Annotated in this window: 20 protein-coding genes, 26 tRNA genes, 3 rRNA genes and 1 riboswitch; of the genes, 2 read left to right on the plus strand and 47 right to left on the minus strand. The window is 38.7% G+C overall.

The annotated features are described in order from the left end of the window. Window positions 1–14: 14 nt before the first annotated feature. Window positions 15–1205: a methionine adenosyltransferase gene (gene metK, locus MHI00_RS11365; RefSeq protein WP_010050173.1), complete on the minus strand. Its 1191-nt coding sequence runs from the start codon at window positions 1203–1205 to the stop codon at window positions 15–17. After that, a riboswitch (SMK box riboswitch) is annotated at window positions 1203–1290 on the minus strand. (Overlaps the previous gene by 3 nt.) A gap of 173 nt (window positions 1291–1463) precedes the next feature. On the opposite strand from metK, the gene MHI00_RS11370 reads away from it, so the two are divergent. Beyond that, window positions 1464–2258 (plus strand): 1,4-dihydroxy-2-naphthoate octaprenyltransferase, encoded by a 795-nt coding sequence (locus MHI00_RS11370; protein ID WP_341113731.1) that lies wholly within the window; start codon window positions 1464–1466, stop codon window positions 2256–2258. Between the two features lie 100 nt (window positions 2259–2358). On the opposite strand, the gene MHI00_RS11375 is transcribed toward MHI00_RS11370, so the two are convergent. The 30 genes from MHI00_RS11375 to MHI00_RS11520 all read right to left on the minus strand — a co-directional run bounded on the left by MHI00_RS11375 (window position 2359) and on the right by MHI00_RS11520 (window position 11396). Then, window positions 2359–2430 (minus strand) — tRNA-Glu (locus MHI00_RS11375). 15 nt (window positions 2431–2445) lie between these two features. Next, window positions 2446–2533 (minus strand) — tRNA-Ser (locus MHI00_RS11380). Window positions 2534–2552: 19 nt separating this feature from the next. Next, window positions 2553–2626: transfer RNA gene (locus MHI00_RS11385), tRNA-Ile, on the minus strand. A gap of 8 nt (window positions 2627–2634) precedes the next feature. Further along, window positions 2635–2705: transfer RNA gene (locus tag MHI00_RS11390), tRNA-Gly, on the minus strand. 27 nt (window positions 2706–2732) lie between these two features. Next, window positions 2733–2806 (minus strand) — tRNA-Asp (locus MHI00_RS11395). Window positions 2807–2858: 52 nt separating this feature from the next. Then, a tRNA-Met gene (locus tag MHI00_RS11400) sits at window positions 2859–2931 on the minus strand. Window positions 2932–2981: 50 nt separating this feature from the next. Then, window positions 2982–3071: transfer RNA gene (locus tag MHI00_RS11405), tRNA-Ser, on the minus strand. Window positions 3072–3143: 72 nt separating this feature from the next. Continuing rightward, window positions 3144–3215: transfer RNA gene (locus MHI00_RS11410), tRNA-Glu, on the minus strand. A 15-nt stretch (window positions 3216–3230) separates the two neighbouring features. Then, a tRNA-Ser gene (locus MHI00_RS11415) sits at window positions 3231–3318 on the minus strand. 22 nt (window positions 3319–3340) lie between these two features. Next, a tRNA-Ile gene (locus tag MHI00_RS11420) sits at window positions 3341–3414 on the minus strand. A gap of 4 nt (window positions 3415–3418) precedes the next feature. Continuing rightward, window positions 3419–3489: transfer RNA gene (locus MHI00_RS11425), tRNA-Gly, on the minus strand. A 9-nt stretch (window positions 3490–3498) separates the two neighbouring features. Next, window positions 3499–3571: transfer RNA gene (locus tag MHI00_RS11430), tRNA-Phe, on the minus strand. A 15-nt stretch (window positions 3572–3586) separates the two neighbouring features. Further along, window positions 3587–3660, minus strand: a tRNA-Asp gene (locus MHI00_RS11435). A 52-nt stretch (window positions 3661–3712) separates the two neighbouring features. Continuing rightward, window positions 3713–3785: transfer RNA gene (locus MHI00_RS11440), tRNA-Met, on the minus strand. Between the two features lie 50 nt (window positions 3786–3835). Then, window positions 3836–3925, minus strand: a tRNA-Ser gene (locus tag MHI00_RS11445). A gap of 43 nt (window positions 3926–3968) precedes the next feature. Beyond that, a tRNA-Ile gene (locus MHI00_RS11450) sits at window positions 3969–4042 on the minus strand. 26 nt (window positions 4043–4068) lie between these two features. Next, window positions 4069–4142: transfer RNA gene (locus MHI00_RS11455), tRNA-Met, on the minus strand. A gap of 31 nt (window positions 4143–4173) precedes the next feature. Beyond that, window positions 4174–4246 (minus strand) — tRNA-Ala (locus MHI00_RS11460). A 15-nt stretch (window positions 4247–4261) separates the two neighbouring features. Continuing rightward, window positions 4262–4335 (minus strand) — tRNA-Pro (locus tag MHI00_RS11465). A gap of 35 nt (window positions 4336–4370) precedes the next feature. Next, window positions 4371–4444: transfer RNA gene (locus MHI00_RS11470), tRNA-Arg, on the minus strand. A gap of 3 nt (window positions 4445–4447) precedes the next feature. Next, window positions 4448–4536 (minus strand) — tRNA-Leu (locus MHI00_RS11475). Between the two features lie 54 nt (window positions 4537–4590). Further along, window positions 4591–4662 (minus strand) — tRNA-Gly (locus tag MHI00_RS11480). 25 nt (window positions 4663–4687) lie between these two features. Then, a tRNA-Thr gene (locus MHI00_RS11485) sits at window positions 4688–4763 on the minus strand. 12 nt (window positions 4764–4775) lie between these two features. After that, window positions 4776–4857: transfer RNA gene (locus MHI00_RS11490), tRNA-Leu, on the minus strand. 42 nt (window positions 4858–4899) lie between these two features. Next, window positions 4900–4972: transfer RNA gene (locus MHI00_RS11495), tRNA-Lys, on the minus strand. A 1-nt stretch (window position 4973) separates the two neighbouring features. Next, a tRNA-Val gene (locus MHI00_RS11500) sits at window positions 4974–5049 on the minus strand. Between the two features lie 37 nt (window positions 5050–5086). Next, window positions 5087–5202 (minus strand): 5S ribosomal RNA (rrf, locus tag MHI00_RS11505). A 256-nt stretch (window positions 5203–5458) separates the two neighbouring features. After that, a 23S ribosomal RNA gene (locus tag MHI00_RS11510) occupies window positions 5459–8380 on the minus strand. A 391-nt stretch (window positions 8381–8771) separates the two neighbouring features. Then, window positions 8772–10326: ribosomal RNA gene (locus MHI00_RS11515) — 16S ribosomal RNA — on the minus strand. Together the 16S, 23S and 5S rRNA genes with 26 tRNA genes alongside form the textbook arrangement of a ribosomal RNA operon. A gap of 539 nt (window positions 10327–10865) precedes the next feature. Next, entirely contained in the window at window positions 10866–11396 is a 531-nt protein-coding gene (locus tag MHI00_RS11520) for a GNAT family N-acetyltransferase (RefSeq protein WP_341113734.1), read from the minus strand. Window positions 11397–12024: 628 nt separating this feature from the next. Here MHI00_RS11520 and MHI00_RS11525 point away from each other — a divergent pair. Next, entirely contained in the window at window positions 12025–12633 is a 609-nt protein-coding gene (locus MHI00_RS11525) for a hypothetical protein (protein WP_035064211.1), read from the plus strand. Between the two features lie 47 nt (window positions 12634–12680). On the opposite strand, the gene MHI00_RS11530 is transcribed toward MHI00_RS11525, so the two are convergent. The 16 genes from MHI00_RS11530 to MHI00_RS11605 form a co-directional block, all read right to left on the minus strand. Then, complete coding sequence (locus MHI00_RS11530; RefSeq protein ID WP_119906433.1) at window positions 12681–13841, minus strand: SH3 domain-containing protein; 1161 nt, start codon at window positions 13839–13841, stop codon at window positions 12681–12683. A 53-nt stretch (window positions 13842–13894) separates the two neighbouring features. Next, window positions 13895–14155 (minus strand): phage holin, encoded by a 261-nt coding sequence (locus MHI00_RS11535; protein ID WP_034564825.1) that lies wholly within the window; start codon window positions 14153–14155, stop codon window positions 13895–13897. Between the two features lie 18 nt (window positions 14156–14173). Beyond that, window positions 14174–14404, minus strand: coding sequence for a hemolysin XhlA family protein (locus MHI00_RS11540; RefSeq protein ID WP_341113746.1), 231 nt, complete (start codon window positions 14402–14404; stop codon window positions 14174–14176). Window positions 14405–14424: 20 nt separating this feature from the next. Further along, window positions 14425–15951: a tail fiber protein gene (locus tag MHI00_RS11545; protein ID WP_341113749.1), complete on the minus strand. Its 1527-nt coding sequence runs from the start codon at window positions 15949–15951 to the stop codon at window positions 14425–14427. A gap of 15 nt (window positions 15952–15966) precedes the next feature. Next, complete coding sequence (locus tag MHI00_RS11550; RefSeq protein WP_341113752.1) at window positions 15967–16605, minus strand: hypothetical protein; 639 nt, start codon at window positions 16603–16605, stop codon at window positions 15967–15969. After that, a complete protein-coding gene (locus tag MHI00_RS11555) occupies window positions 16595–17773 on the minus strand; it encodes a baseplate J/gp47 family protein (RefSeq protein WP_341113754.1) in 1179 nt (392 codons plus the stop codon). The genes MHI00_RS11550 and MHI00_RS11555 overlap by 11 nt, the downstream gene beginning before the upstream one ends. Further along, window positions 17766–18134, minus strand: coding sequence for a hypothetical protein (locus tag MHI00_RS11560; RefSeq protein WP_341113755.1), 369 nt, complete (start codon window positions 18132–18134; stop codon window positions 17766–17768). The genes MHI00_RS11555 and MHI00_RS11560 overlap by 8 nt, the downstream gene beginning before the upstream one ends. Continuing rightward, window positions 18134–18349 carry a hypothetical protein gene (locus MHI00_RS11565; protein ID WP_341113758.1) on the minus strand — a complete coding sequence of 72 codons (216 nt, stop codon included), beginning with the start codon at window positions 18347–18349 and terminating at the stop codon, window positions 18134–18136. Before MHI00_RS11565 ends, MHI00_RS11560 begins: the two co-directional genes overlap by 1 nt. 119 nt (window positions 18350–18468) lie before the next feature. Beyond that, window positions 18469–19272 carry a phage protein gene (locus tag MHI00_RS11570; RefSeq protein WP_341113761.1) on the minus strand — a complete coding sequence of 268 codons (804 nt, stop codon included), beginning with the start codon at window positions 19270–19272 and terminating at the stop codon, window positions 18469–18471. After that, complete coding sequence (locus MHI00_RS11575) at window positions 19272–19601, minus strand: phage baseplate plug family protein (RefSeq protein ID WP_341113764.1); 330 nt, start codon at window positions 19599–19601, stop codon at window positions 19272–19274. The genes MHI00_RS11570 and MHI00_RS11575 overlap by 1 nt, the downstream gene beginning before the upstream one ends. 27 nt (window positions 19602–19628) lie before the next feature. After that, a complete protein-coding gene (locus MHI00_RS11580; RefSeq protein ID WP_341113765.1) occupies window positions 19629–20183 on the minus strand; it encodes a phage baseplate protein in 555 nt (184 codons plus the stop codon). Between the two features lie 2 nt (window positions 20184–20185). After that, window positions 20186–24961: a peptidase M23 gene (locus MHI00_RS11585; RefSeq protein WP_341113768.1), complete on the minus strand. Its 4776-nt coding sequence runs from the start codon at window positions 24959–24961 to the stop codon at window positions 20186–20188. A gap of 1 nt (window position 24962) precedes the next feature. After that, window positions 24963–25154, minus strand: coding sequence for a hypothetical protein (locus tag MHI00_RS11590; RefSeq protein WP_015076509.1), 192 nt, complete (start codon window positions 25152–25154; stop codon window positions 24963–24965). Further along, window positions 25135–25470, minus strand: coding sequence for a hypothetical protein (locus tag MHI00_RS11595; RefSeq protein ID WP_341113772.1), 336 nt, complete (start codon window positions 25468–25470; stop codon window positions 25135–25137). The genes MHI00_RS11590 and MHI00_RS11595 overlap by 20 nt, the downstream gene beginning before the upstream one ends. 55 nt (window positions 25471–25525) lie before the next feature. Further along, window positions 25526–25924: a phage structural protein gene (locus MHI00_RS11600; protein WP_015076511.1), complete on the minus strand. Its 399-nt coding sequence runs from the start codon at window positions 25922–25924 to the stop codon at window positions 25526–25528. Window positions 25925–25943: 19 nt separating this feature from the next. Then, complete coding sequence (locus MHI00_RS11605; protein ID WP_341113774.1) at window positions 25944–26972, minus strand: DUF3383 family protein; 1029 nt, start codon at window positions 26970–26972, stop codon at window positions 25944–25946. Between the last annotated feature and the right edge of the window lie 4 nt (window positions 26973–26976).

A 26976-nucleotide genomic window follows, 5' to 3' on the forward strand; every position in this document is an offset into this window, starting at 1 on the left:
CTTAAATACTTTATTTATTTTCCAATACTTGCCTTAAGAGCTTCAACTTTATCTGTTGCTTCCCAAGTTAAATCTATATCTGTACGACCAAAATGTCCATATGCAGCTGTTTGCTGATAAATAGGTCTTTGTAAGTCTAACATTTTAATAATTCCGGCAGGACGTAAATCAAAATTAGCTCGAACAGCTTTAATTAATTCACTTTCACTAACCGTTCCAGTACCAAAAGTGTCTATAGCTATTGACACAGGCTGAGCAACTCCAATAGCATAAGCTAATTGAACTTCGCATTTTGTAGCAAATCCAGCTGCAACAATATTCTTAGCAATATAACGAGCTGCATAACTTGCAGAACGATCAACTTTGGTTGGATCTTTACCAGAAAAAGCACCACCACCATGACGTGCATAGCCACCATAGGTATCCACGATAATCTTACGACCAGTTAAACCTGAATCGCCTTGTGGTCCTCCAATAACAAATCGCCCAGTTGGGTTAATAAAATATTTTGTTTCAGCATCTAATAATTCACTAGGAATCACTTCATTAATGACCAAATCCAATATATCTTTTTTTAATTCTGATATTTCTGTATCTGGATGATGTTGTGTGCTAATAACAATTGTATCCACACGGAAAGGTTTCCCTAACTCATCGTATTCAACTGTAACTTGAGCTTTCGCATCAGGACGTAGATAACTAACTAACCCTGTTTTTCTCACAGTGGCTAAACGTTTTGTCAGTCTATGGCTAAGTGCAATTGGAAGAGGCATTAACTCAGGGGTTTCATCGATAGCAAAGCCAAACATTAAGCCTTGATCTCCAGCACCAATCTGATTTAATTTATCTTCTTCGTCGGCCTTAAACTCAACTGAATCGTCTACACCTTGCGCAATGTCACTTGATTGTTCATCAATTGCAACCATTACGGCACAAGTATCTGCATCAAATCCATACTTTGCACGGGTATACCCAATTCCTCGAATTGTGTTACGTACAACCTTTTGAATATCAACATAGGTTGATGTTGATATCTCCCCAACTACCAATACTAAACCTGTTGTAACAGTTGTTTCACAGGCAACACGGGCATCTGGGTCTTTCGCTAAAATTGCATCCAAAATACCATCACTGATTTGATCAGCAATTTTATCTGGATGACCTTCTGAAACAGATTCAGAAGTAAAAAGTCTTCTTTCCATCATCTATCATCTTCCCCCTTTATCATTTCGGTTACAAGGCGCCTCCGTAATTGCTTACGAATCCTTTCGGGAAATCTTTGTAACTTAGTCATTATAACAGATTCCTTTCCTTTTTTCTCCTTTTTTTAAACTTTCCTACTAAAATTATCTATTTTTCTGCCAGAGCTAAGCAGTTCAACGAGCTTTTATTTTATACTGTACTTTTTCTCTTTTTTTGGTAAGATAGGTTAGAGTATTAAATGTGATTCAGGAGGTTTTTATTTGTTTCAATCTATCAAAAATAATTTATTCTATCATCCACTATTTTTAATTTTCATTAATCCGATCTCTGCTATTTTATTTGGGACATTGTACGCCTTACAGTTTACAAAAATTCACTGGCTAAATTTCTTTTTCTTTTATCTTTTTATTTTGGCCACACAGTTTATTGAAACTATTTTAAGCAACTATGTAAAAAAACAACAGCCTATTCGCTTGTTTCCTTTAATTTTATTTGAACTTTTAGCAATTATTCTTAGTATTTATTTTATTTTCCAACTAAATTACCTAGTCTTCTTGCTTATGATTGTTTATCTTTTTGCCATTCATTTTCAGTATTTCCCTTATAATTTGACTGAGACGCTCTATGGTCTAATTCTAAATAGTTTCTTTAAAGGTGGGATAATAACGTATCTAAGCTACTTTATTCAAGCTAAATTTATTAGTCAAAATCTATATTACTGGAGTATTTCACTGATATTATTAGCTTTACTTGTTTCATTTACTAAGGATGTCGTCCTTTCTAATAAAACACCAGAAGTAAATAAACAAAATCATTTAATTTTTATAGCGATTCTTACTCTCCTCTATTTATCTAATCTAGTTATATTCTTTATTTTCAAAACAACCTATCCTTATTTATGGCTACAACTTTTAACCTTACCTATCGCACTTCGTTTGATTGTTATTATGAAACCAAATCGTGCTAAATATTCTACTAGTATTAAATTCAAAACATTATTGCTGTTTCAACTTACCTATATTCTGATTGCTAGCTTGACCATATTATTAAAATAAAAAATAGAGTTTAGTTCCTTCATCTTCCTTAAAGAAGACGAAGGAACTAGCTCTTTTATTTTGTACAAAAAAAAGAACTTTCAATTGAAAGTTCTTTTTATGACCCGTACGGGAATCGAACCCGTGATACCGCCGTGAAAGGGCGGTGTCTTAACCGCTTGACCAACGGGCCTTAATATAAAAGATACGGAGAAGGAGGGATTCGAACCCTCGCACCGCTTACGCGGCCTATACCCTTAGCAGGGGCACCTCTTGAGCCACTTGAGTACTTCCCCAAATCCAATAATTTTATAATGGGCCTAAATGGACTCGAACCATCGACCTCACGCTTATCAGGCGTGCGCTCTAACCAGCTGAGCTATAGGCCCAAAAAAAAAGCGGGTGACGAGAATCGAACTCGCGACAACAGCTTGGAAGGCTGTGGTTTTACCACTAAACTACACCCGCAGTAGTTTATAAAATATAAAATTAAAACGGTCTGGACGGGACTCGAACCCGCGACCTCCTGCGTGACAGGCAGGCATTCTAACCAGCTGAACTACCAAACCAAATTGTTTTTGTGTTACGTCACTTTTCTTTTCAACATAAGTTTTAAAGAAATTGCGGGGACAGGACTTGAACCTGTGACCTTCGGGTTATGAGCCCGACGAGCTGCCAACTGCTCCACCCCGCGATAATTGTAGCTTTCTTTGCAAGCTACTGAAAGGTATAAATTTAAAACTAAGGAGGATAAGGGATTCGAACCCTTGCACGGTTTTACCCGCCTGACGGTTTTCAAGACCGTTCCCTTCAGCCGGACTTGGGTAATCCTCCATAAAAACCAGCTTCTACATTATATAATACAAGTACCATTTAATGCAACTATTTTTTTAGATAAATCTAAAATGACCCGTACGGGAATCGAACCCGTGATACCGCCGTGAAAGGGCGGTGTCTTAACCGCTTGACCAACGGGCCTTAATATAAAAGATACGGAGAAGGAGGGATTCGAACCCTCGCACCGCTTACGCGATCTATACCCTTAGCAGGGGCACCTCTTGAGCCGCTTGAGTACTTCCCCAAGTAATAATAATTTTTTATAATGGGCCTAAATGGACTCGAACCATCGACCTCACGCTTATCAGGCGTGCGCTCTAACCAGCTGAGCTATAGGCCCAAAAAGCGGGTGACGAGAATCGAACTCGCGACAACAGCTTGGAAGGCTGTGGTTTTACCACTAAACTACACCCGCATTATAAAATGGCGCAGGACAGAATCGAACTGCCGACACATGGAGCTTCAATCCATTGCTCTACCAACTGAGCTACTGAGCCATAAAAAATTTAAAACGGTCTGGACGGGACTCGAACCCGCGACCTCCTGCGTGACAGGCAGGCATTCTAACCAGCTGAACTACCAAACCAAATTGTTTTTGTGTTACGTCACTTTTCTTTTCAACATAAGTTTTAAAGAAATTGCGGGGACAGGACTTGAACCTGTGACCTTCGGGTTATGAGCCCGACGAGCTGCCAACTGCTCCACCCCGCGATAATTGTAGCTTTCTTTGCAAGCTACTGAAAGGTATAAATTTAAAACTAAGGAGGATAAGGGATTCGAACCCTTGCACGGTTTTACCCGCCTGACGGTTTTCAAGACCGTTCCCTTCAGCCGGACTTGGGTAATCCTCCGGAATAAATAATCACAAGGCTTTCAATAGAAATAAACTATCTATGGACCTTGTAGGACTCGAACCTACGACCGGACGGTTATGAGCCGTCTGCTCTAACCAACTGAGCTAAAGGTCCAATATAAGGCCTTTTTAAAAATATAATAGCGGCGAAGGGGATCGAACCCCCGACCTCCCGGGTATGAACCGGACGCTCTAGCCAGCTGAGCTACACCGCCAAAATAATTAATTGTTTATAAGTCTTCTAAGTGGAGCCTAGCGGGATCGAACCGCTGACCTCCTGCGTGCAAGGCAGGCGCTCTCCCAGCTGAGCTAAGGCCCCTTATTAACTTATAAATCGGGAAGACAGGATTCGAACCTGCGACCCCTTGGTCCCAAACCAAGTGCTCTACCAAGCTGAGCTACTTCCCGTTTAAAAACTACGCTTTATAATCTTACTAAAGCTATGCACCCAAGAGGAGTCGAACCTCTAACCGCTTGATTCGTAGTCAAGTACTCTATCCAATTGAGCTATGGGTGCAAATGGTGCCGAGGGCCGGAATCGAACCGGCACGGTGATCACTCACCGCAGGATTTTAAGTCCTGTGCGTCTGCCAGTTCCGCCACCCCGGCATGGAATGTGGATCAGATTTCAAAGAAATCTGGGCAACCTAGACGAATCTAGTAAGCGAAAGACGGGGTTCGAACCCGCGACCCCCACCTTGGCAAGGTGATGTTCTACCACTGAACTACTTTCGCATCGCAATTATTTATTTAATAAAAATGGTGCCGGCTAAAGGAGTTGAACCCTCGACCCTCTGATTACAAATCAGATGCTCTACCAACTGAGCTAAGCCGGCTAAAAGTTAAAGTGCGGGTGAAGGGACTTGAACCCCCACGTCTTACAACGCTAGATCCTAAATCTAGTGCGTCTGCCAATTCCGCCACACCCGCTAAAATATGGCTATTAACTAATCATTTTATAATGTTTAGTTATGAGTCATGTAGGATTCGAACCTACGACCCTCTGATTAAAAGTCAGATGCTCTACCAACTGAGCTAATGACTCATGGTGGGGGTTAACGGGCTCGAACCGCTGACCCTCTGCTTGTAAGGCAGATGCTCTCCCAACTGAGCTAAACCCCCAAAATGAATGGATATTTTGACTAAATGTATTGAATTCGCGTGGCAACGTCCTACCCTCACAGGGGGAAACCCCCAACTACTCTCGGCGCTGAAAAGCTTAACTGCTGTGTTCGGCATGGGAACAGGTGTATCCTTTTCGCTATCGCCACCACACAATTTTTTTACAACTTACGGCGCTACTCTGCGTCTGTTTCCTTTACTCCACTCCTCATGCACACTAGTGCATTCCGGGGTTCGCTCAGTTACATCCTTGATTAGCTTGCAATTTGTTAAAAAATGCTTGTTTAGGTTGATGGTTACATCGACACTAAACTGCGATTCAATTATTTAGTTGTAGAGAGTTTGATCTCTCAAAACTGGAACTGTTTAAAAAGTAATTGTTTTGGAAACGTTCTTCACCGTTTATTTCTTGGTTAAGTCCTCGACCGATTAGTATTGGTCCGCTCCATACATCGCTGTACTTCCACTTCCAACCTATCTACCTGATCATCTCTCAGGGGTCTTACTCACTTACGTGATGGGAAATCTCATCTCGAGGGGGGCTTCACGCTTAGATGCTTTCAGCGTTTATCCCTTCCACACATAGCTACCCAGCGATGCTCTTGGCAGAACAACTGGTACACCAGCGGTGTGTCCATCCCGGTCCTCTCGTACTAAGGACAGCTCCTCTCAAATTTCCTGCGCCCGCGACGGATAGGGACCGAACTGTCTCACGACGTTCTGAACCCAGCTCGCGTACCGCTTTAATGGGCGAACAGCCCAACCCTTGGGACCGACTACAGCCCCAGGATGCGATGAGCCGACATCGAGGTGCCAAACCTCCCCGTCGATGTGGACTCTTGGGGGAGATAAGCCTGTTATCCCCAGGGTAGCTTTTATCCGTTGAGCGATGGCCCTTCCATGCGGAACCACCGGATCACTAAGCCCGACTTTCGTCCCTGCTCGACTTGTAGGTCTCGCAGTCAAGCTCCCTTCTGCCTTTACACTCTACGAATGATTTCCAACCATTCTGAGGGAACCTTTGGGCGCCTCCGTTACTCTTTAGGAGGCGACCGCCCCAGTCAAACTGCCCGTCTGACACTGTCTCCAGCCACGATTAGTGGCTAGGGTTAGAGTGGTCATACAGCAAGGGTAGTATCCCACCAATGCCTCCATCAAGACTGGCGTCCTGACTTCTATGGCTCCTACCTATCCTGTACAAGCTGTACAAACACTCAATATCAAACTGCAGTAAAGCTCCATGGGGTCTTTCCGTCCTGTCGCGGGTAACCTGCATCTTCACAGGTACTATAATTTCACCGAGTCTCTCGTTGAGACAGTGCCCAAATCGTTACGCCTTTCGTGCGGGTCGGAACTTACCCGACAAGGAATTTCGCTACCTTAGGACCGTTATAGTTACGGCCGCCGTTTACTGGGGCTTCAATTCTTAGCTTCGCCGAAGCTAACCAATCCTCTTAACCTTCCAGCACCGGGCAGGCGTCAGCCCCTATACGTCATCTTTCGATTTTGCAGAGACCTGTGTTTTTGATAAACAGTCGCTTGGGCCTATTCACTGCGGCTGATCTTTCGATCAGCACCCCTTCTCCCGAAGTTACGGGGTCATTTTGCCGAGTTCCTTAACGAGAGTTCTCTCGCACACCTTAGGATACTCTCCTCGACTACCTGTGTCGGTTTGCGGTACGGGCAATTTCTTTCTAACTAGAAGCTTTTCTTGGCAGTGTGACATCAGAAACTTCGGTACTGTAATTTCCCTCCCCATCACAACTTGTCCGTACAGAAGCAAGCATTTAACTCACCTCAAGACTCATTGCTTAGACGCACATATCCAACAGTGCGCATTTCTTAGCCTCCTGCGTCCCTCCATTGTTCAAACAAAAGAAACTGGTACAGGAATATCAACCTGTTGTCCATCGCCTACGCCTATCGGCCTCGGCTTAGGTCCCGACTAACCCTGGGAGGACGAGCCTTCCCCAGGAAACCTTAGTCATACGGTGGACGGGATTCTCACCCGTCTTTCGCTACTCATACCGGCATTCTCACTTCTAAGCGCTCCACTAGTCCTCACGGTCTAGCTTCGACGCCCTTAGAACGCTCTCCTACCATAGAACCCTAAGGTTCTATCCACAGCTTCGGTGTACTATTTAGCCCCGGTAAATTTTCGGCGCAGGGTCACTCGACTAGTGAGCTATTACGCACTCTTTAAATGATGGCTGCTTCTGAGCCAACATCCTAGTTGTCTAAGCAACCCCACATCCTTTTCCACTTAATAGTAACTTTGGGACCTTAGCTGGTGGTCTGGGCTGTTTCCCTTTCGACTACGGATCTTATCACTCGCAGTCTGACTCCCGGATATAAATCAATGGCATTCGGAGTTTATCTGAATTCGGTAACCCTAGAAGGGCCCCTAGTCCAAACAGTGGCTCTACCTCCATGATTCTTAATTCCGAGGCTAGCCCTAAAGCTATTTCGGAGAGAACCAGCTATCTCCAAGTTCGATTGGAATTTCTCCGCTACCCACACCTCATCCCCGCATTTTTCAACATACGTGGGTTCGGTCCTCCAGTGCGTATTACCGCACCTTCAACCTGGACATGGGTAGGTCACTTGGTTTCGGGTCTACGACCACATACTCATTCGCCCTATTCAGACTCGCTTTCGCTACGGCTCCGTCTTATCAACTTAACCTCGCATGTAATCGTAACTCGCCGGTTCATTCTACAAAAGGCACGCTATCACCCATTAACGGGCTCTAACTATTTGTAAGCACACGGTTTCAGGAGCTCTTTCACTCCCCTTCCGGGGTTCTTTTCACCTTTCCCTCACGGTACTGGTTCACTATCGGTCACTAAGGAGTATTTAGCCTTGCGGGATGGTCCCCGCGGATTCCGACGGAATTTCTCGTGTTCCGCCGTACTCAGGATACACAACAGAGTGAACTTTGTTTCGATTACGGGGCTTTTACCCTCTTCGGCGGACCTTTCCAGATCGCTTCTTCTACAAAACTCATTTATGACTCTTAATGTCGTGTCCTACAACCCCAAAGAGCAAGCTCTTTGGTTTGGGCTCTTCCCGTTTCGCTCGCCGCTACTCAGGGAATCGAATTTTCTTTCTCTTCCTGCAGGTACTTAGATGTTTCAGTTCTCTGCGTCTACCTCTACTAGCCTATGTATTCAGCTAGCAGTAACATTCTATAAAAAATGCTGGGTTCCCCCATTCGGAAATCTTTGGATCAAAGCTTACTTACAGCTCCCCAAAGCATATCGGAGTTAGTCCCGTCCTTCATCGGCTCTTAGTGCCAAGGCATCCACCGTGCGCCCTTATTAACTTAACCTAATTTTGGCACTACTACTTCACACTTCTTCGTTAATTTCGTGTTTTGTGATACTCACGTACGCTAGTACGCTCCGTTTCTCAAACACTCATTTCCTCGAATTGCTTCGCATTAGCACAAAATTTTTATCGATGGTATTCCCGAAGGAATCTCATGATGTTAGTCAATGATTTTATTCATTATCTTACGATAAGAACTAATTAAAAAACTCATTTAAAACGCGGTGTTTTCTCGGTTTCTTACTTTAATTACTTTTTAAACAGTATCCAGTTTTCAAAGAACAAAATGTGATTGACCTCTAATGAATAGAGATGAATCGTTTTGAGAGTTAGACCTCTCAAAACTGAACAAAGTAAAAACGAATGTGTGGGATTTCCGTAATATTCCTTAGAAAGGAGGTGATCCAGCCGCACCTTCCGATACGGCTACCTTGTTACGACTTCACCCCAATTATCTATCCCACCTTAGACGGCTGGCTCCTAAAAGGTTACCTCACCGGCTTCGGGTGTTACAAACTCTCGTGGTGTGACGGGCGGTGTGTACAAGACCCGGGAACGTATTCACCGCGGCGTTCTGATCCGCGATTACTAGCGATTCCGGCTTCATGTAGGCGAGTTGCAGCCTACAATCCGAACTGAGAATGGCTTTAAGAGATTAGCTTGGCCTCGCGACCTTGCGACTCGTTGTACCATCCATTGTAGCACGTGTGTAGCCCAGGTCATAAGGGGCATGATGATTTGACGTCATCCCCACCTTCCTCCGGTTTGTCACCGGCAGTCTCACTAGAGTGCCCAACTAAATGCTGGCAACTAGTAATAAGGGTTGCGCTCGTTGCGGGACTTAACCCAACATCTCACGACACGAGCTGACGACAACCATGCACCACCTGTCACTTTGTCCCCGAAGGGAAAGCTCTATCTCTAGAGTGGTCAAAGGATGTCAAGACCTGGTAAGGTTCTTCGCGTTGCTTCGAATTAAACCACATGCTCCACCGCTTGTGCGGGTCCCCGTCAATTCCTTTGAGTTTCAGCCTTGCGGCCGTACTCCCCAGGCGGAGTGCTTAATGCGTTAGCTGCAGCACTGAAGGGCGGAAACCCTCCAACACTTAGCACTCATCGTTTACGGCGTGGACTACCAGGGTATCTAATCCTGTTTGCTCCCCACGCTTTCGAGCCTCAGCGTCAGTTACAGACCAGAGAGTCGCCTTCGCCACTGGTGTTCCTCCACATATCTACGCATTTCACCGCTACACGTGGAATTCCACTCTCCTCTTCTGCACTCAAGTTCTCCAGTTTCCAATGACCCTCCCCGGTTGAGCCGGGGGCTTTCACATCAGACTTAAAGAACCGCCTGCGCTCGCTTTACGCCCAATAAATCCGGACAACGCTTGCCACCTACGTATTACCGCGGCTGCTGGCACGTAGTTAGCCGTGGCTTTCTGGTTAAATACCGTCAGGGGATGAGCAGTTACTCTCATCCTTGTTCTTCTTTAACAACAGAGTTTTACGATCCGAAAACCTTCTTCACTCACGCGGCGTTGCTCCGTCAGACTTTCGTCCATTGCGGAAGATTCCCTACTGCTGCCTCCCGTAGGAGTCTGGGCCGTGTCTCAGTCCCAGTGTGGCCGATCACCCTCTCAGGTCGGCTACGTATCATTGCCTTGGTGAGCCATTACCTCACCAACTAGCTAATACGCCGCGGGTCCATCCATTAGTGGTAGCCGAAGCCACCTTTCCTTCAAGAATCATGCGATTCCTGAAACTATGCGGTATTAGCATCCGTTTCCGAATGTTATCCCCCTCTAATGGGCAGGTTACCCACGTGTTACTCACCCGTCCGCCACTCACTTGGTTAAAGAGCAAGCTCTTCAACTTCGTGCGTTCGACTTGCATGTATTAGGCACGCCGCCAGCGTTCGTCCTGAGCCAGGATCAAACTCTCATATAAAATGATGCTTGAAGCTCATTAGTTTTTGCTAGCGAATAATTATTCACTTTCTTGCTTGTTTGACTCAACCTTGTTGAGTCATCCTACACATTTGGTTCGTCTTACTTTGTTCAGTTTTCAAAGGTCTAAGTTGTTTCGTTTGTCGTTTTGACAACTTCTAAATATTAACACATGGTTAATTTGTTGTCAACACTTTTTAAAACTTTTTTTGAATATTTTATTTTGTTGTTGAATATTTATTCAACGTTTAGTTGCGTTTATTCAACGCGACTTCAAAATATTATCACATAAGGCAACTAATTGTCAACACTTAATTTAAAAAGTTTTTTTACGCCGTTGAAAGAGTTGTTAGCTCTTAGCGACATCAATTACTATACCAAGTTTCTATTTAATGGTCAATAGAAAAATCTTATTTTTATGCATTTTTTTATTAAAACGTACATTAACATTTAAACAAGCTATAGTAATTCGTTTTATGTCACCATTTCCCTTAATTATAAACAACTATATTTCATTTAGAAATCTCCATCGTTCGTTTTTTATTTACAGTCATATTCATACAAATTGAAGTCAGCAACTTGTTCTCCTGCATCATGATCATAAATAGTCTTTAAAAAGGCAAAATCTGCTGATTGATAAAGCTTATTTAAAACAGCATTACTTGAAATACAATCTAAGCGAACAGCACTTTTCCCTTTTTTTTGACTGTATGCTTTAATTTCAGCTAAGATTTCATTTGCAATGCCCTGTCCTGAAAATTTTCTAACTAAGTTAAGACGATGCAAATAAAAATACTGACTTGAATCCTCTGCCCCCCATAATTGCGCATCCCATTCGCTCTGGTTGCTCCATAAAATAAACATTCCTACTGGTTCATCGTTGATCGTACAATAAAATACTTCACCTCTTTCAATAGCTTGCGGAGTATTATGATTATCTTTCCCCTCAAGAACACCATTCCACTGCTTAGATCCTATCGATTTTAGCCAACTTGCAGTCTCATAGAGCATCCCTTCAATTAAACCTAAATCACTTGTTTTTGCTTGATGTAGTACAACTTTATTCCCCACTTTATCGCTCCCCTATTCTTTTTTTAGTTCTTTCCTTCTATAGTAAGTTTAAATTTACTAGTTTTTTATAAGTAAGACGATTGTACCATATGCTTTAAAACCTTGTCACTAGCTTTAAAAACATATTACTATAAGAAAAATCAGTCTGACCCTAACAAATTAAAACGAATTCTCCATATAAATAAAAATATCTCGAAATGTTCAAAGACAGCCCCAGACTACTGCCTGAATCTACTTTAATCATTTCGAGATATCTAATTAATTCATTCTTGTTTTATAAACGTTCGTTCAATTCTTTAGCTAATTCTTCAAAGCCAGGTTTGCCTAATAAAGCAAACATGTTCTTTTTGTAGGCTAATCATTTTTCCGAATGGTCCATGGTGGACTTTGAAGGACAAAAATAGTTTGTTTTCCTCGTTTGTACAAATTTTATCTATTTGCAAAAGACAATGATGGACTAGTGTGGACAACTAAACGGAACCACAGACGGAACCACAAAATAATTTTTAGCTGGTAGGCTCATTTTATGACTATTATATAGTAGGAAAAAATAAGCTTCTGTTGTAATTAATCAAGCATCGGTAATTATGGTATGATTACTATATCACACTAATTAGGAGGTTTTATTATGCTATTCGAAAGAACAACATCTGTAGAAAGAGCAATAAATAAATTAAAGGAACCGGCTAGTGAACTATATCATTTAGGATTTGTCACTACAGTCTTGCAACAAAACTTATTATTAAAAACTGATTTAGATACTCACATTATGGATGCTTATTTTACTCAAATATTAAATCTTATTAACAATAAAACTAATGATTTAATTGACAAATACGGCGAGCAAGATGAACCTTTAAATATCCCAAGTATAGAAATGAAAATTGATAAATCTAAAGATATAGCTGAATTTGCTACGACATTTTCTAAAAATGCGACTAATGACCCACTACAGTATGGGACGTTGTGCGATCAACACGAAACCGACTTAGTTTACTATGCTCCTTATGATTTTAAAGAATGGGTTGATGAAACTGACTCAACTTACACTACTTTAAATGCCTATAATGATTTCATTAAAGGTCAATATAGCGAAATTTCAAAGCTGGATAATAGCTTACTCTTTCAAATGACTTCTTCAAATTCTCTGATAACAAAAAAAGATGCCCTTATTTTTTTAAATGGAACATTGTCAGGCTTATATGGAGCTAGTTTATTAGTTAGCCCATTTAGATAAAACTATTAACGCTTTTATGTATGCCACCTAAATTTAGGTGGCTTTTTTTACTTAATGATTCCCCATTCTTCACCATCAATTACTTTCCAAGCAACATAATAGCGTTGACTTCCAACTGTGTAAGATAACCAGATATAGCCTTCTGACTTAATATAGCTATCATAAGTTAGGTTTTCACCAGCGAAATATTGAGCTTTAATTGGTGCAGATATTGAAGGGCTACCATGACGAACATTGATAGTGCGATCCATGAAGAAAGTGCCAGTTTGGCTAATTCTACCGTTTGTATTTGTAGGCGGAGCTGTTGTCGTTCCCCCAGTTACAGTTGCTCCTGTCGAAGCAGCACCATAGATTTGCACTCGTCCAAAATCTCTTGTATTAATTTCATAAACACCATTGCCTCGATCAGCAAGAATTGAATAACTTAATCCGCCGAAAAGACTAGGATTCAAGAACCCAACTTCGTTACCAGCAACAGGACTAGAATTTAAACCGTAGATTCTCCAACTTGTTGAAGTGCCTGGTAAATTCAAAGTTTTACCTGTACTAGGGGTTGTAACTGGTGGACTTGGATTAACTGGCGGTTGAATCGGATCAGGCTTCACTTCATTAGTTGAACCAATCCCGTTCGCTACATCTGCAGCAAATCGAGACTTACTGATTCCCCACTTTGCTAAATAAGCATAAGGGTCTGAATGATCTGTTCCACCTAAATTTTGAGTAACCCATAAATGAGATTTAATCCCTTTACCATAAACATCTAGACTAACAGGAATTCTTGCTTCTTTAGCCAATTGACGTAACAAATTAACATAAGTCACATAATCTTTTTTGAAAGTTTCAGCGTTGTTAGTTCTAGCTAACTCTACTTGAGCATATGCTCTTCCGTTCGCTCTTGGACCTGCTCCCCATTGGATAAATCCAGTTGGCGCAATCTGAACCGCACGACCTCCACCACCAACCCAATGGCTTACAAAAGCACTGTTAAAATTATTTGACATGAAAGAAATTTCTCGTTCAAGAGAATCAGGCCCTGCGTTATTACTATTTCCCGATTCGTGAGCAATAACAAATTCATTTGTACTTAGTCCTGTAGACGGCACAAACGGCATTGGTCGCTGTTCAACGCTCACTGCACCTGCAACGGTCGGGAACATTAAAACTAAAATCAGGGTTAAGCTGAATAATACTTTATTTACTTTTTTCATTTTACACTCTCCTTTTTTTGATATAAAAAATAGCTCCCAAATTAATTCGGGAGCTAGTCTTTTTTAGGTTCTTCATAATTTAACGCCTGCTCGCTGTCTTTAAAACCAAAAACAGTTGGATCATTCACAACTCCTAAAATTGTAAGTAATACAAATACTGCATTAACAACATCTAAGAAATAACCACCTAGAAAATCAATGTCTAAATTAAATCCCAGAGGCTTTAACAATAATTGAATTAACAATAAGAAGGCTGGCACAATTGCTACCCAAAAAGCTTTAGATTTAAAACGGACTTTCCAATTTACTTTCATCAAATCACCTCCTTTCAATTATAATTTTGTGATGAAATAAGTAATAAATGAAATGCCAATGGTGATGATAAATCCCCATGCCCATTTATTATTTGCTTTCATTTCAACGATTGCCTTTTGATTTTCTTTTGAAATAGCCAATGCTCGGCTTACATCTCTTGTTAATTCGTCAAGTCCCTTAGTTTGCTCCTCGATACGAGCTAGTTTGACAAGAATATCTCTCCATAATTGTTCTTCGTTGTCTGCCATAAATGCACCTACTTTTTATTTTAATAACTCCACACTTCTTTTAAATATCCCCATTTATTATCTCCAACAACATTATTAGCATGACCTTTAATAGTGCTTGAAGTGTACGTTAATAATTTTGTTCCTGCTGTAGAATAACCAACTTTAGGAAATGTAAATCCAGCTGTTCCTTCTGACCCATTTCCGTTTATTTTAGGTATAAATTGGAAACTTGGATATATTTTATCTGCTGTACTTGTGTTAGCGTTATAAGGTAACCACTTTAGTAACCATCCATTTTCGCAATTAGCAAGAGTTTTCGATAAAGTGATAATATGATCTTCACTCATTAATAGTCCCCCTGAGTAAAGTAATTCATCTTTTGATAATTTTGATACCTCTTGTTTAGCATTCCATTTTATTCGTTCATCCTCAGTAATATGTTTACTAGTATCCGTATTGTGAGAATCAAATTCCGTTTTTGTAGCCTGCTGAATATTATCAACATTACTTAGTCCAACCTGTACCTTCGTAACCAAATGTGGGTTGGTCTTGCTAGCAACGTGATTATCAAATTCTACCTTTGTAGCCTGTTTACTATTATCTACATTACCTAAGCCAACCTGAGATTTTGATACACCATGAGGATTTAATTTGTTGTTCAAATGCGCAGTAAACTCAACTTTTGTAGCCTGTTTACTATTATCTACATTACCTAAGCCAACCTGAGATTTTGATACACCATGAGGATTTAATTTGTTGTTCAAATGCGCAGTAAACTCAACTTTTGTTGCTTGTTGGATATTATCAACATTACTTAGTCCAATCTGCACTTTGCTAACGTCGTGCGGATTACCTTTATCTGCAATATGAACATTTAATTGAGCTTCACTAGATTTTGCTGCATCATAAGCACTTTTAACTGATTTTGGAGTAGCTGCGGATGAAATATCTGAACTTACGACTGAATCAATAAGCCTTGTAATTCCTGAAATAGATGATGAAGCAGATGGCACATTTTTTATTTCACTAAAATTATGACTATGATCTCCTGTGGCTTTACTATTCCAATTGATTCTCTCCGTATCTGTAATGTGTTTAGTAATATCCGTATTGTGAGAATTAAATTCCGCTTTTGTTGCCTGCTGAATATTATCAACATTACTTAGACCAACCTGTACTTTCGTAACCGAATGTGGGTTGGTCTTGCTAGCAACGTGACTATCAAACTCTACCTTTGTAGCCTGTTTACTATTATCGACATTTGAAAGTCCTACTTGGATTTTGTCTACACTGTGTGGATTATTTTTATTACTTGTATGGTTTTCGAATAAATTTTTATCTGCTTTTTTTGCAATGCTGACATCTACTTCATCTTTCGTATATGTCTCATCTTTTGTATAGACTCGTTCTTTTATTTCAGAAAGAAATTCAGAAACTTTGTACCAGAACCAATTAAACAAAGAAGCTGGAGGCTTAACTCCTGCTTTATGTCCTTCGGATTTCAAATTTTCTGAAGGTTCAATTCCTGCATTTTTCCAATCTGGAACCTCTTTTTTTAATCCCATTATTTATGCTCCTTTCTATATTGGTAAATCTACTCCTGTATCTAAATAGGTGTCTCCAAAAAAACCACCAATGGTTGCTTCTTCATTAGCAAAACCTTTTAATTCATCATAATCATCATAAGATTCACTGAATTCAAATGTTCCTTCTAAATTAATAGAGATAACTCGAACACCAGCCATAACAGAATGTTCAACTATTTTAGTAAATGTGCCAACATTCATACCAATAGCATTTAATGATCCTAGCGGTGTTCGTTCAATCACTACTGCTAAAGGTTCATCATTTAAATTTAAATCATTACTTTCAGTTGCAGCAATTACACTAATGTCACTAGGATGACAGTCTACTGTTGCACAAATAGCACGGATGATATCATCAAATGTCCCCGATGATTGAGCTCTAATGATTCGTGACTTAATCAATAGTCTATAAATTTCATCATCAGCAAGTCCTCTATACTGTTCTAAATCTGCGCCGATTTTATCTAAAACAGTCCCTCTTGCTTCATCAATAGATCGCCAATTTTCAACCTTTTCAAGAGTTTGAGTTAAACTTGTGATTTGTTGGTTTAAAATAATAAATAGCTTACCGAAGTTTGTTTCTTTAGTTTTTGCAAAAGCATCCGGAATCATACCTAACATTTTATTTAACATTAACAATCACCTCAATTGCTTCCAAAGAAGTAATAAGAATCGTTTTGATTGGGGGAATAATATCAGAACTTGATAGATTACTTTTATCTAATCCTATTTTCACTGTAGAATTTAATACGCCCGGGACTTCATAAATAGGCCTGAATAGTTTCGTATAAACAAGCGTTTCAGATAAACCTAGTCCATTATGATACTTTTCATCCGATGTACTGCCTCCTACATATTCAATAATGGAATCTTTCATTATTTGGGTTCCTTCAGCTGGAAATAAATTAGAGACTTCAATCTCTATTTCCATATAAACCACTTTGGTTGTCGCTTTACTAAAATTAATTTCGTGTTTATTGCCATCTAATGCAACAGCCATATACTTTGTTTCGCCACTAGTACCTACTCCTGCACCAATAGTATCAAAAATCATTTTTCCAATGTCAGATTCATTACCACCAACTGCTAAGACATTTATTGATTTAGGTGGAATTCCATCTTTTTGAACCATTGTATTATTAACGTTTACTTGAACACTCACTACACCTGGAACATTACTTACTTTTGAGATAATAGCATCAACAGTTGCATTATTTTGTGCTAAATTTCCTTTTATCAAACGTTGGCGATAAGCTAGATCACTTTCTTCGTCAATTCCCCCTGTCGCTTCTTTTAAGTTATTCACAGAGGTTAATTGTTCAACAGGCTCACTTATAACTGTAATTGTATTTGCCGGAACATTATTAACCGCACCTTTATTAACCGAAACTGCTTCAACTAAAGCCTGACCCTCGTCATTTAGGATAGCTTTTTCAATAATTAAGAAACGAATCCCGTCATTTGTTTCAAAAAAAGAGCCTATTTTCAATTGATATCCCGCTGTTCCAATTACAGTCAAGAAAACTGTACTTTCTTTGGCAGCATTACGAGCGATATTTCTATTTCCACCATGTCTATCTAGCTGGATACCTTCGCTTGACTTGATAAATCCGGAAAAATATACTTTCTCCAACACTTGCCATACAACCGACAAAAACCACGCATAAATTCTTAAAATAATCCCTAAAGGCGTATAACTTCGCGTATTAATGTCTTCACCAAACATATCCTTAGCTTTAAGCTCCATTTCATCTAAAAGTTCGGAATATGTTAGTATTTTTAATCCTTTCTCATTAAACACCCAATTGCACCTCCCCAGTTATTGTAGAATTTGCTTCATACTCTGTAGAAATCAACTTAGCTTCAAAAAAAATAGAAGCAACCCTACCTAAAATAGTTATAGTTAGGTCATTAATAACTTCTATACGATCATCTTGAGAAATACATTCTATTAAGTCATCTCGTGCTTCATCTGCATTAAAATTTTTTCCAAGTAAATTTTTTCGTTCTAATCCGATGTGCTCATCCAAATAAAACTCTTCTAGTCTTACTTTTAAAAGAGAGGTAATAGACTGTAAAACTTCACTTTCATTATCAATCATTATAAAAGAATTACCTTCAAGTTTCAGGTCACCATCTTTAGTTAATTGAATACTTTTCATCATAGCACCCCCAAAATGATTGCATCATTATCGTTCATTAATGAATGCGCCGCAGGATCTATAAAGTTACTTCCGTTCATATTCGCTATTGAACGTTGAGCCGCAATATAGACAACCGTAGCTCCGACAGTTGCGTCGTCAACACAATGCTTCGTAATTGGTACATCATTAATGATTGTTTGTTTAAATAATTCGCCAGTGGTAGACTTCATCATAAAAAGAGGTTGCACATTCGCTCTATTTCCATTTATAGAAACTATCCTACCTAGACTGCATGTGTTGATACTTTGCAAAATATTTCTTTTGTATTCTTCAAAAAACATACTAGCATTACTCATTCAATCACCAACGCTTCTGTAATAAAAGAAGAACCGTCAAAGCTATGTCTTCCTGACTTAGCTCTAAAAGTTCCTTTTACATCCTTAGTATCTAATTCAATGATACTTGCAGTACTTATTTTATGTTGTAGTATGCATCGGATGTTATATCCTTTGTAATCTTCAGTTTCTACTCGTTCAGGTGATCCGATTAAGCCAGTTGCACTACTTAACTTAAATCGTTCATCATCACCTTTCTTTAGATTTCGAATATAAATTCGTCCACGTCGTAAATACATAGAAGCTTTACAATCTGCAATTACTTCATTAAAAGCATCTCCAATTGTACCGCTCACCTTATATCCAGAAGTGTATAGTTTATCTTCAGGCAACTCTAAAACTGCGGCTGCAGAACCCATTTCTGCACATAATCGATTGAGAATTGTTGATGCTCTTGTGTTATTTGCAAATGTTATATTAGCAGGTTTAGCATTAAAATTTCCATAGTCGGTCAAGGTGATGACTGTTTCCTTTGTTGGACCATTATAACGAGTCTCAACTTTTGCGCATGTACCCTCTAATAAAGCTCCCCAATCTTTTGGATTACCTGCAAAAACAGACATGTTGATACCTTTTTTCATTTTTGAGATAGAAGATTGGCTCAAATTAAAAATGCTTACAGTACACTCATTCGGTGTAGGATCATCATCAAACGGAATATCTACATGGATTTCCATCGATGGGTAACGATATATAACAAAGTTTCCTGCCCCAACATCTTCAAAGTGAACATCTAAAAGTTTTGCTTCTAAATCCGTCATCAATTTCCACCTCCATCATCAATATAAAGAAATACCGTTTTACCAAAATTAAGTTTATTAACTCGCTCTTCTATGTTTGCAGTATTTGAAGGGATGATTACTGGAGCTGGTAAACGATCATCAACCATCCCCTCGAAAAGCGGTTGATTTAATATTAATTTCTCTGCCAAAATTATAGGGGTTTTATCTAACTTGTATAAATCAATTGTGAAATAGTCAAAATTATCATTATAGTTGATTCCCATCAAATATACTGCATTCCCTAGCTTAACTTCAAAAATGACTGGAACCTCTTCCACACTGAAATCAATCATTGAGTTATATTTCATTAATTGATCTCCTTTCTATATCTCTTTTTACTGATATCTAATTTTCACTCCTATAGGAATTACGCGAGCTGGCCAAGGATTTTCAGGATAATTCATAATAGTATTAAGGTTTTTTCCATACTTTTGAGAAACTCCCCAATACGTGTCTCCTGCTCGTACAAGATGGAAAAGTTTGCTGTTATTTGACACTACAGGTTTGTTACCTGAATTTGAAGGTTGTGTTACTTTTTTTATCCATGGACTTTTTGGTATTCTTATTTTTTTTAAATTAATCGTTACACCAAGACCATTCCCAACTTCTTTAGCATAACTTGCAGAAATATCAGTAATAAGCACATCGGAAGCAATCATTCTCCCGACATACTTTACAATAGTCCCTTTTTCCATTTTAGATTTTAAAGAGTTTAGTTCATTTTCGGCATTTTTGGAAATAATAAATCCAGTAACTGAAAATGTATCAGGTACTTTTATCACAGCATCGGATAAGGGTAATCCTTCTTCAACTGGATATTCGGTTACTGTCACAGCATAGGTTGCTGAGTCCGTTTCATTCACAATATAAATTCCATCTAACTTGGCCATTATTAATATGCCACCCCAGTTCCGAATTGACGTCTAAATGTTTCAAAAGCTCTTTCAAGTGCTTCATCTACAGCTTTTTTAATCTGCGACTCACTAACTCCGCTTGAGTTATCTCCCATAGAAATATTTATAATAGGACTAAAGTTAATTGTTTGCCCTTTGTTTCTTTCTTTAGGGTTATTCAATAATTCTTTCGTCTTACTGTTTGAATGAATAGTTCCGGGAGAATCCATTTCAACAATTTCAGGACCTTCTTCACCTACAAGTATTGATTCCTTGATTGGTGGACGACCACCATTTTTATAACCATGTCCATGACCAATTACGCCAAGCATAGAAGTTGCACCATAACGACTTTTCGCATAGTTCATCGCAGCAAGCATATTATCAAAGCCGTTAAAAATATCGCCATGACCAGCATGTTTATAAGCATTAAACGTTGCAGAAATTGTTTGTAATAATCCTTTTGCTAAATCACCAGTTTTATTGTTAATGTCACCAATATCACCTTGTACAGCTTTTTCATTTCCTCCGGACTCTGATTGAATTTGACGTAACCAAGCACCCACATAAGCCTCCGATGCTGGTAAACCATTTAATGCAAGAGATTTCATTACTGTTGGTCTCCAACGCTCTGCACCTTCTCCTGGTGGGCTAATGCTAATAGCGCTTAGTTTGTCTTGTACCCAACCTTTTGCACTTTCTCCTACTTTGGTTAATCCGCCAAAACCAAAACCATTTATAGTGCTCTCTTTCTTATATTTATTGAAACTGCTTAATAACTCTGTTACTTTTCCAACGGGATCAGATATCCAATCATAAGCTGTTTTTGCTGCTCCTGATATAGCTCCTCCTATATTTTCAGCAGTATCCGAAACTTTATTTTTCACGTTTCCTACAAAATCACCTAAGCTAGAATTTCCTTTATCAAATCCAGGTAATACTGTTCCTTTTCCTAATCCACCACTAACAACTTTTTTAGAGTCTTTATGGTTTAAAATCTTAGTATTGGCTGAAATATTAGCTATTTCGGGACCGTTAGCGCCTAAGACTCTTGCTGTTGAGGTTGATTTATCATAAGCTAATTCAAACCCTTCTTCTCCTACTAAAGAATTTCCTCCGTTAAAACTAGAATTTCCCTGGTAATTCATTGGCATGCTTCCACTTGAAGGTTCTGAATAACTTTTCCCACTGTCTAACCCTTCTGGGTTATAAGGTTTTATTGGTGAAAGATTGAAAAACTCTAGAACTTTATTGATACCAAATAAAAATCCATTAAGGTTGGAAGCAAAATCCACTTTGAATTGACGCCAAATAGCCATTGAGGTTTCTGCTATATTCGTTGATATATCATTAAAGCCTTGTTTAAATTCATTCCATTTTTCAACTGCTTGATCTTTTGTATCAATGAAATTTTGTATAGTTGAGGCTTTCAATTGATCCCATTTACTTAGGACCTCACCCTTTTCCCAATCAACTTCTTGAATATGCCCTTCAGCTTGTTTTTTTGCTTGTGTAACAACTCCATCATGGGTTTCTTCAGCTGCTTTAACTGTTCCGTCTCTTTGCTCTTTAGCTGTTTTTATTGCCTTTTCATAAGCTTCTTTACTAATACTCCCTGTAACAAATCGCTCTTCATCTAAAATACGTTTCGTTTCATTAAACTTATCATTAGCAGCTTTAACAGCACCTTCTTTTGCCTTATAAGAACTTTCAACAATACTAGCAGCTTGTTTCGCACTCATTTTTGACGTGCTATCTTCTAAATTTCCTAAAATTATTTTTTGCTCTTTTGCTGATTGAGATAAAGCAGAAACAGCTTTTTTATTTTGATTTTCTATTAAAGTCTTTTTTTCTTCATCATATTTTTGGCTAATTGATTTACGTTCTGCATTTGCAATTTCTTCAATACGGGTAATTCGATTTTGCTCTTCCTGAGTTAAGGCACGACCTTCTTGTTGTGCTTTTACTTTAATTGCATTCGCTTCATCTTCATATTTTTTAGTTGCAGTCAATGACTCATTCCACTGTTTTGTTTCAATATCCTTTAGCTTTTGATTCCCTTCTTGATACTTTTTAGTACGGAAACTATTGAGTTCTTCACCTTGCCGTTTAGCACTATCAACAACCGATTGGTCAATTAAACCTAAACTTGATAACTTATCAATATTTTTAGCCGATTTTTCTTTCTTTTTATTCAAAGAAGAAACGACCTGATCTTCCATCTTATCTAAAGTAGATATGTTTTCTGTAAACTCTTTTTCAGTCATCATTTTTCCAGTAATACTTTGTTCTGCTTGATTAGAAATAAGTTTATTACTATTATCCATATATGAATTTACGCTCTTAGCAGTCTTTTTGGAAACTCCATTTTTAGCTTTTATTTTGGTTTCGAATGGATCCGCAAAAAATTCGGTTATGCTATCTTTAGCAGAGTGATAGGTTTCTTTAATACTAGTTGCACTTGCTTTTGCTATAATTTCGGCATTTTTGAAATATTTACCAAAAGTTTTATTGTCTTTAGCGGATTCCCATAAATCGCTAGTTGTTTTTGTAATTGATTTCCAATTTTTTTGAATAAATTGTCCGAATTTTTGCCCGAATGATGATCCTGCTGCTGTACCAATTATTCCCCCGATTGCTGTACCTATTCCCGGGAATATGGCTGTTCCTATTGCTGCTCCAGCAGCTCCCCCAGCAAGCATTCCGCCAGAACCACCAACTTTTTCGCCAACATTCTTTTTATTTGTACCAACTAAATTTAATCCAGCACCTAACAAAGAAATACCCGGAATAGCTTTCCCTACTCCTTTTAAAGCACCAAGTCCTTTAGATAATATTCCTGAACTTGCAGTTCTAGCAGCAGTACGAGCTCCAACATCTGCCACTGCAGTAGTTGTTCCTCTTCCGACTCCAAATAAAGCATTACCAATACGTCCAAAACGTCCAGTACTAGCAGCACTTGTACCTGCTCGCGTTCCTATACCACCAGTAGCAGTAGCAATACCTTGTCTAGTTGTTACTGATGAAGCTGACTGTCCGATAATATTCATTGAAGCAGAAGTTTGAACTGCTGCCGCTGTACTAGCTGGTCCTATTTTCTTTAACATTGCAACTAAACCTAAAACTTTTGTTGTTGCTCCAAATATGGGTTTACTAACTGCACTAAATCCAAGCAAACCCGCAATCCCAAAAGTCGCCCACTTGCTTATCTTTTTCATCATTCCGGGATGTTCTTCTGAAAAATCTCTGATAAAAGATATTGCCGGTTTCACAACGTTATCAATAGTTCCTCGAATGATTTCACCTGTCGTTTTTAATCCTTCTGCAATCCCTGGTCCTAATGCCTCACCAGCCGCTTTCGCTGTTGGTATAAGCTCATCAACAAAATAATCCTTAGCTAAGCCAAAATATTTACTCGTCATTTCCATTGCAGGCACTGAAGCTTTTCCGATTTTTTCAAACATCTCTGGTATAAAATCAGCTTTTTTTACAAAATCAGATGCTTTAATTATTAATGGTGTAAATATTGGCAATAAATGCTGACCTGCATCACTGGCAAGTTCTTTTACCGATTCGCTAAACACGCGAGTAGCATTAGCGGCTTGATCACTCGTATTCGCAAAATCACCTTGAGCATTTTTTGTTTTATCTAGAACGTAATTGTAACGCAAGCGAACTAACTCAGCTTGTGATAATTTCGCAAGTGAGACATCAGCTGTAGCATTTGCAGCTTTTTCTACTTCCTGCAACTTCATCTGAGCATCACGAGCTTCTAACGAATTCTCTCCATGTTTAGCAATTGCATTATTTAATGTTTTTTGAGCTTTTTCTCTAGCAATTGCTCCTTTTTCAGCAGCTGCACTATCTGTAGCATTCTGCACAGCACCACTTGAAACTGCAAATTGTTGTAAATTAGTCTGAGTCATTACAATTCCTAATGATTTCAAAGCCTCAGTCTCACCAGTAAATACTCCATTTAAAGCTGTATAAGCTCTATCTATATCAATATTTTTAAATGAAGCTAAATCTCCTGCCAAATCAACCATGCCAGTTGACATTTTAGCAGCTTCTCCTGTATTTATGCCCATTGATGTTGACATATCGCCAAACGTGGCTGCTAAATCAAGTGCAGTCCCCTTTGCTAAACCGATTTTATCTAACGTAGTTTCAGACCATTTTTTAACCGTATTCGCATTATCATCAAATGCCACTTCAACTTTATTTAGTGACTCATTCGTATCAGAAGCAGCATTAAAAGCATAACTTCCTACAGCTACTAATGCTGCACCTGCGACAGCTGATGTCCTAGCAACTGTTTTAAATCCATTGTTGATTTTTGAATTTACTTTATCTAATGAATCTCCAACACTACTTAATTTATTTTTAGCAGTTTCTGCACCTTGTCCTGCTTGTGCTAAAGCAGTTCTTGCCGTAGTACCAAATGAGCGAATATTTCTTGTATTATCTTGAATTTCTCTATCTTGGTTATCTAATTCTCGCGTTGTATCTCGAATAGAATCCCTCGCGCCATTATATGTAGAACGCGTACGGCTTGCTAACTCTACAACATTGCTAGTTCCAGTACGCGTCGTATTATTCATTGTGCGTAATGACGAGGTGGCAGAATCAATGCTAGAATCAGTTCTTCTGTATGATTGTTCGGCTTTTCCAGCCTGTTCAATTAAACGATCTGTTTCTGCATTAGCTTGATGTAATCCATCATTATTAATTTTCCAATCAATCTCAATAACTGTTTTTCTTAATGCTCCAGACATATTACATACCACCTCTCATTAGTTTTATTTTTTCAATTGCTACTTGATTATAAATAGCTAATTCTTTAGCTGTAGCGACTTCTATTTCTTCTTTATTTGCTATACCTGCAATTACAGGAAGCCAATAACCATAATCTTTATTGACTTCTCTCTCAATTTTCCGGCTGTCAGGACTAGTTGAACAATCTCCCAAGAAAGTTATCAGCTAATGCCATAACCTCACGATATCCAGCATTTTCATCCCAATAATCCCAATTCGTTTTTGGTTCAATGATAACAATTTCCATCAACTGATGATTATAGGCTTCATCACTGATGATACCGTTTAACATTTTTGACCCATCAAGAATTTGTTGCGCCTTGCGAATACCAGGGAACTGAAACTTATATTCCACACCTTCAACTGTAACTGTTTCTTGTTTACCAAATTTTTTAAGTGGTGTTTTTTCTTCCTCAGGAATTGAATTTTTAGCTTCTACTGCTTTGATTGTTTTAGTTTTTTCTGTCATGATATTTTCCTCCTAATTTTTAATCACATAAAAAAGCACTCTTTTAAGAGAGTGCTTAATCGACTGTATGCTTATAATCTAAGACTTTAAAACTGAATGAACGAGCACCAACCGACTTGCCAAACCCGGCATCCGGTAGCTTCTCAATGATCGCTTTAGAACCGCCAATTACTTCTGTTCCATTGACCACTCGAACCGGAACAATTTTCTTCTCGTTAGCAATTGCCATCATTTTAGGGTAACAAGGTGATGTTTGAGCTAGCTCAATTTTAATCGTTCCTAAATTATCATTATTAATCGCTGCTGATGCTTGGCCTTGTGCATCGACTTTGATTTCAGCATTATTAGCATCTTTCGAACAGGTAACCATATCTCCGTCACCAAATCCAAACAGATTAATACTATCTACAATTATTGATACCGCACGGGCATCATAGGTTAACATATCTTCCATAGATTAATTTCCTCCTTTTTTAAACTTCAATTGTTCCACTTACGTCAACAGAATGGATTGCTCCAGAACGTTTATAAGTGAATGAAAGGCCTTTATAATTTCGTGCTGCAATATCTTCTGGTTTTAAATCAGTACGTTGTAATGCTGTAATTGAGTAATTCCCATTTCCGGTTTCATCGACAACATCAATAATACCGTTACTGAATGCTTCCTCGAATACTGTTGTTAATTCATTACGAAGTAACGCAATACCATTTGAATCAAAAGTGATTTTATCAGTATTAGATAATAAACGTTGTAAACGCGATTCAATATTTGATTTAATCCAATGATCTCCATGAAGCGAGTCAATAAATTCACCACTAATCGTTTTACCTTCTGAAGTTTGAGGAATTCCAGCTTTTTCAACATAGGCTAAACCACCAGCTTTATGAATTTCTTCAAGGTTTGAAACCATTAATTTTTGCGCTGTAATCCCTATTAAATTAGGTCGTCCCTTCCATGTTACGGATCCTACAGTTAAATTAGCAGTATTCCCAATTAATGCAGCATCCAAATATTCTTCTGCTAAAGAATGGACAACTCCAATAGTCAGCGAATTTTTAGCAAAAGGTGTTAAATCACTCGCTTTAGCAACTTGTAATACTAAAAATTTGAATTTTTGTTCTTCAATAAAATTGCTTAATGCTAAGCCAGTATCTGATTCAAATTCTGCAAGTAAAGCAAAATGCCAATTTTCAAAAAAGTATTCCTCCGCTGCTTTTACAATATTACCAGAAGTTCCAAGACGATCTGGTGCAGATTCTTCTTCCTTATAGGTGATAACAACGATATTTTTAGGCATATTTACTTGGGCAAACACTGCTTTAGCTTTTTTATAAACTGTAGTATTTTCGCCAAAATCTTTAACCAACCCATCCAAACTAGAATATTCTTTAAATGTTTGTTCAATCCCAACAGCAAAAATAGCTGGAATACCTAATCCAATTTTAGGTTGTGGTTGTTGAACATTAATGGATACTGTTACATCTGTAATTGCTTCTACCATTATT

It is taken from the genome of Carnobacterium sp. FSL E2-0243 (genome assembly GCF_038003605.1).
Lineage (GTDB): Bacteria > Bacillota > Bacilli > Lactobacillales > Carnobacteriaceae > Carnobacterium > Carnobacterium maltaromaticum.

Coding starts and splice junctions, on each gene's coding strand:
- metK (WP_010050173.1), bottom strand. CDS start 1,205: ATGATGGAAAGAAGACTTTTTACTTCTGAATCTGTTTCAGAAGGTCAT.
- MHI00_RS11525 (WP_035064211.1), top strand. CDS start 12,025: ATGCTATTCGAAAGAACAACATCTGTAGAAAGAGCAATAAATAAATTA.
- MHI00_RS11530 (WP_119906433.1), bottom strand. CDS start 13,841: ATGAAAAAAGTAAATAAAGTATTATTCAGCTTAACCCTGATTTTAGTT.
- MHI00_RS11535 (WP_034564825.1), bottom strand. CDS start 14,155: ATGAAAGTAAATTGGAAAGTCCGTTTTAAATCTAAAGCTTTTTGGGTA.
- MHI00_RS11540 (WP_341113746.1), bottom strand. CDS start 14,404: ATGGCAGACAACGAAGAACAATTATGGAGAGATATTCTTGTCAAACTA.
- MHI00_RS11545 (WP_341113749.1), bottom strand. CDS start 15,951: ATGGGATTAAAAAAAGAGGTTCCAGATTGGAAAAATGCAGGAATTGAA.
- MHI00_RS11550 (WP_341113752.1), bottom strand. CDS start 16,605: ATGTTAAATAAAATGTTAGGTATGATTCCGGATGCTTTTGCAAAAACT.
- MHI00_RS11560 (WP_341113755.1), bottom strand. CDS start 18,134: ATGAAAAGTATTCAATTAACTAAAGATGGTGACCTGAAACTTGAAGGT.
- MHI00_RS11565 (WP_341113758.1), bottom strand. CDS start 18,349: ATGATGAAGTCTACCACTGGCGAATTATTTAAACAAACAATCATTAAT.
- MHI00_RS11570 (WP_341113761.1), bottom strand. CDS start 19,272: ATGACGGATTTAGAAGCAAAACTTTTAGATGTTCACTTTGAAGATGTT.
- MHI00_RS11575 (WP_341113764.1), bottom strand. CDS start 19,601: ATGAAATATAACTCAATGATTGATTTCAGTGTGGAAGAGGTTCCAGTC.
- MHI00_RS11580 (WP_341113765.1), bottom strand. CDS start 20,183: ATGGCCAAGTTAGATGGAATTTATATTGTGAATGAAACGGACTCAGCA.
- MHI00_RS11585 (WP_341113768.1), bottom strand. CDS start 24,961: ATGTCTGGAGCATTAAGAAAAACAGTTATTGAGATTGATTGGAAAATT.
- MHI00_RS11595 (WP_341113772.1), bottom strand. CDS start 25,470: ATGACAGAAAAAACTAAAACAATCAAAGCAGTAGAAGCTAAAAATTCA.
- MHI00_RS11600 (WP_015076511.1), bottom strand. CDS start 25,924: ATGGAAGATATGTTAACCTATGATGCCCGTGCGGTATCAATAATTGTA.
- MHI00_RS11605 (WP_341113774.1), bottom strand. CDS start 26,972: ATGGTAGAAGCAATTACAGATGTAACAGTATCCATTAATGTTCAACAA.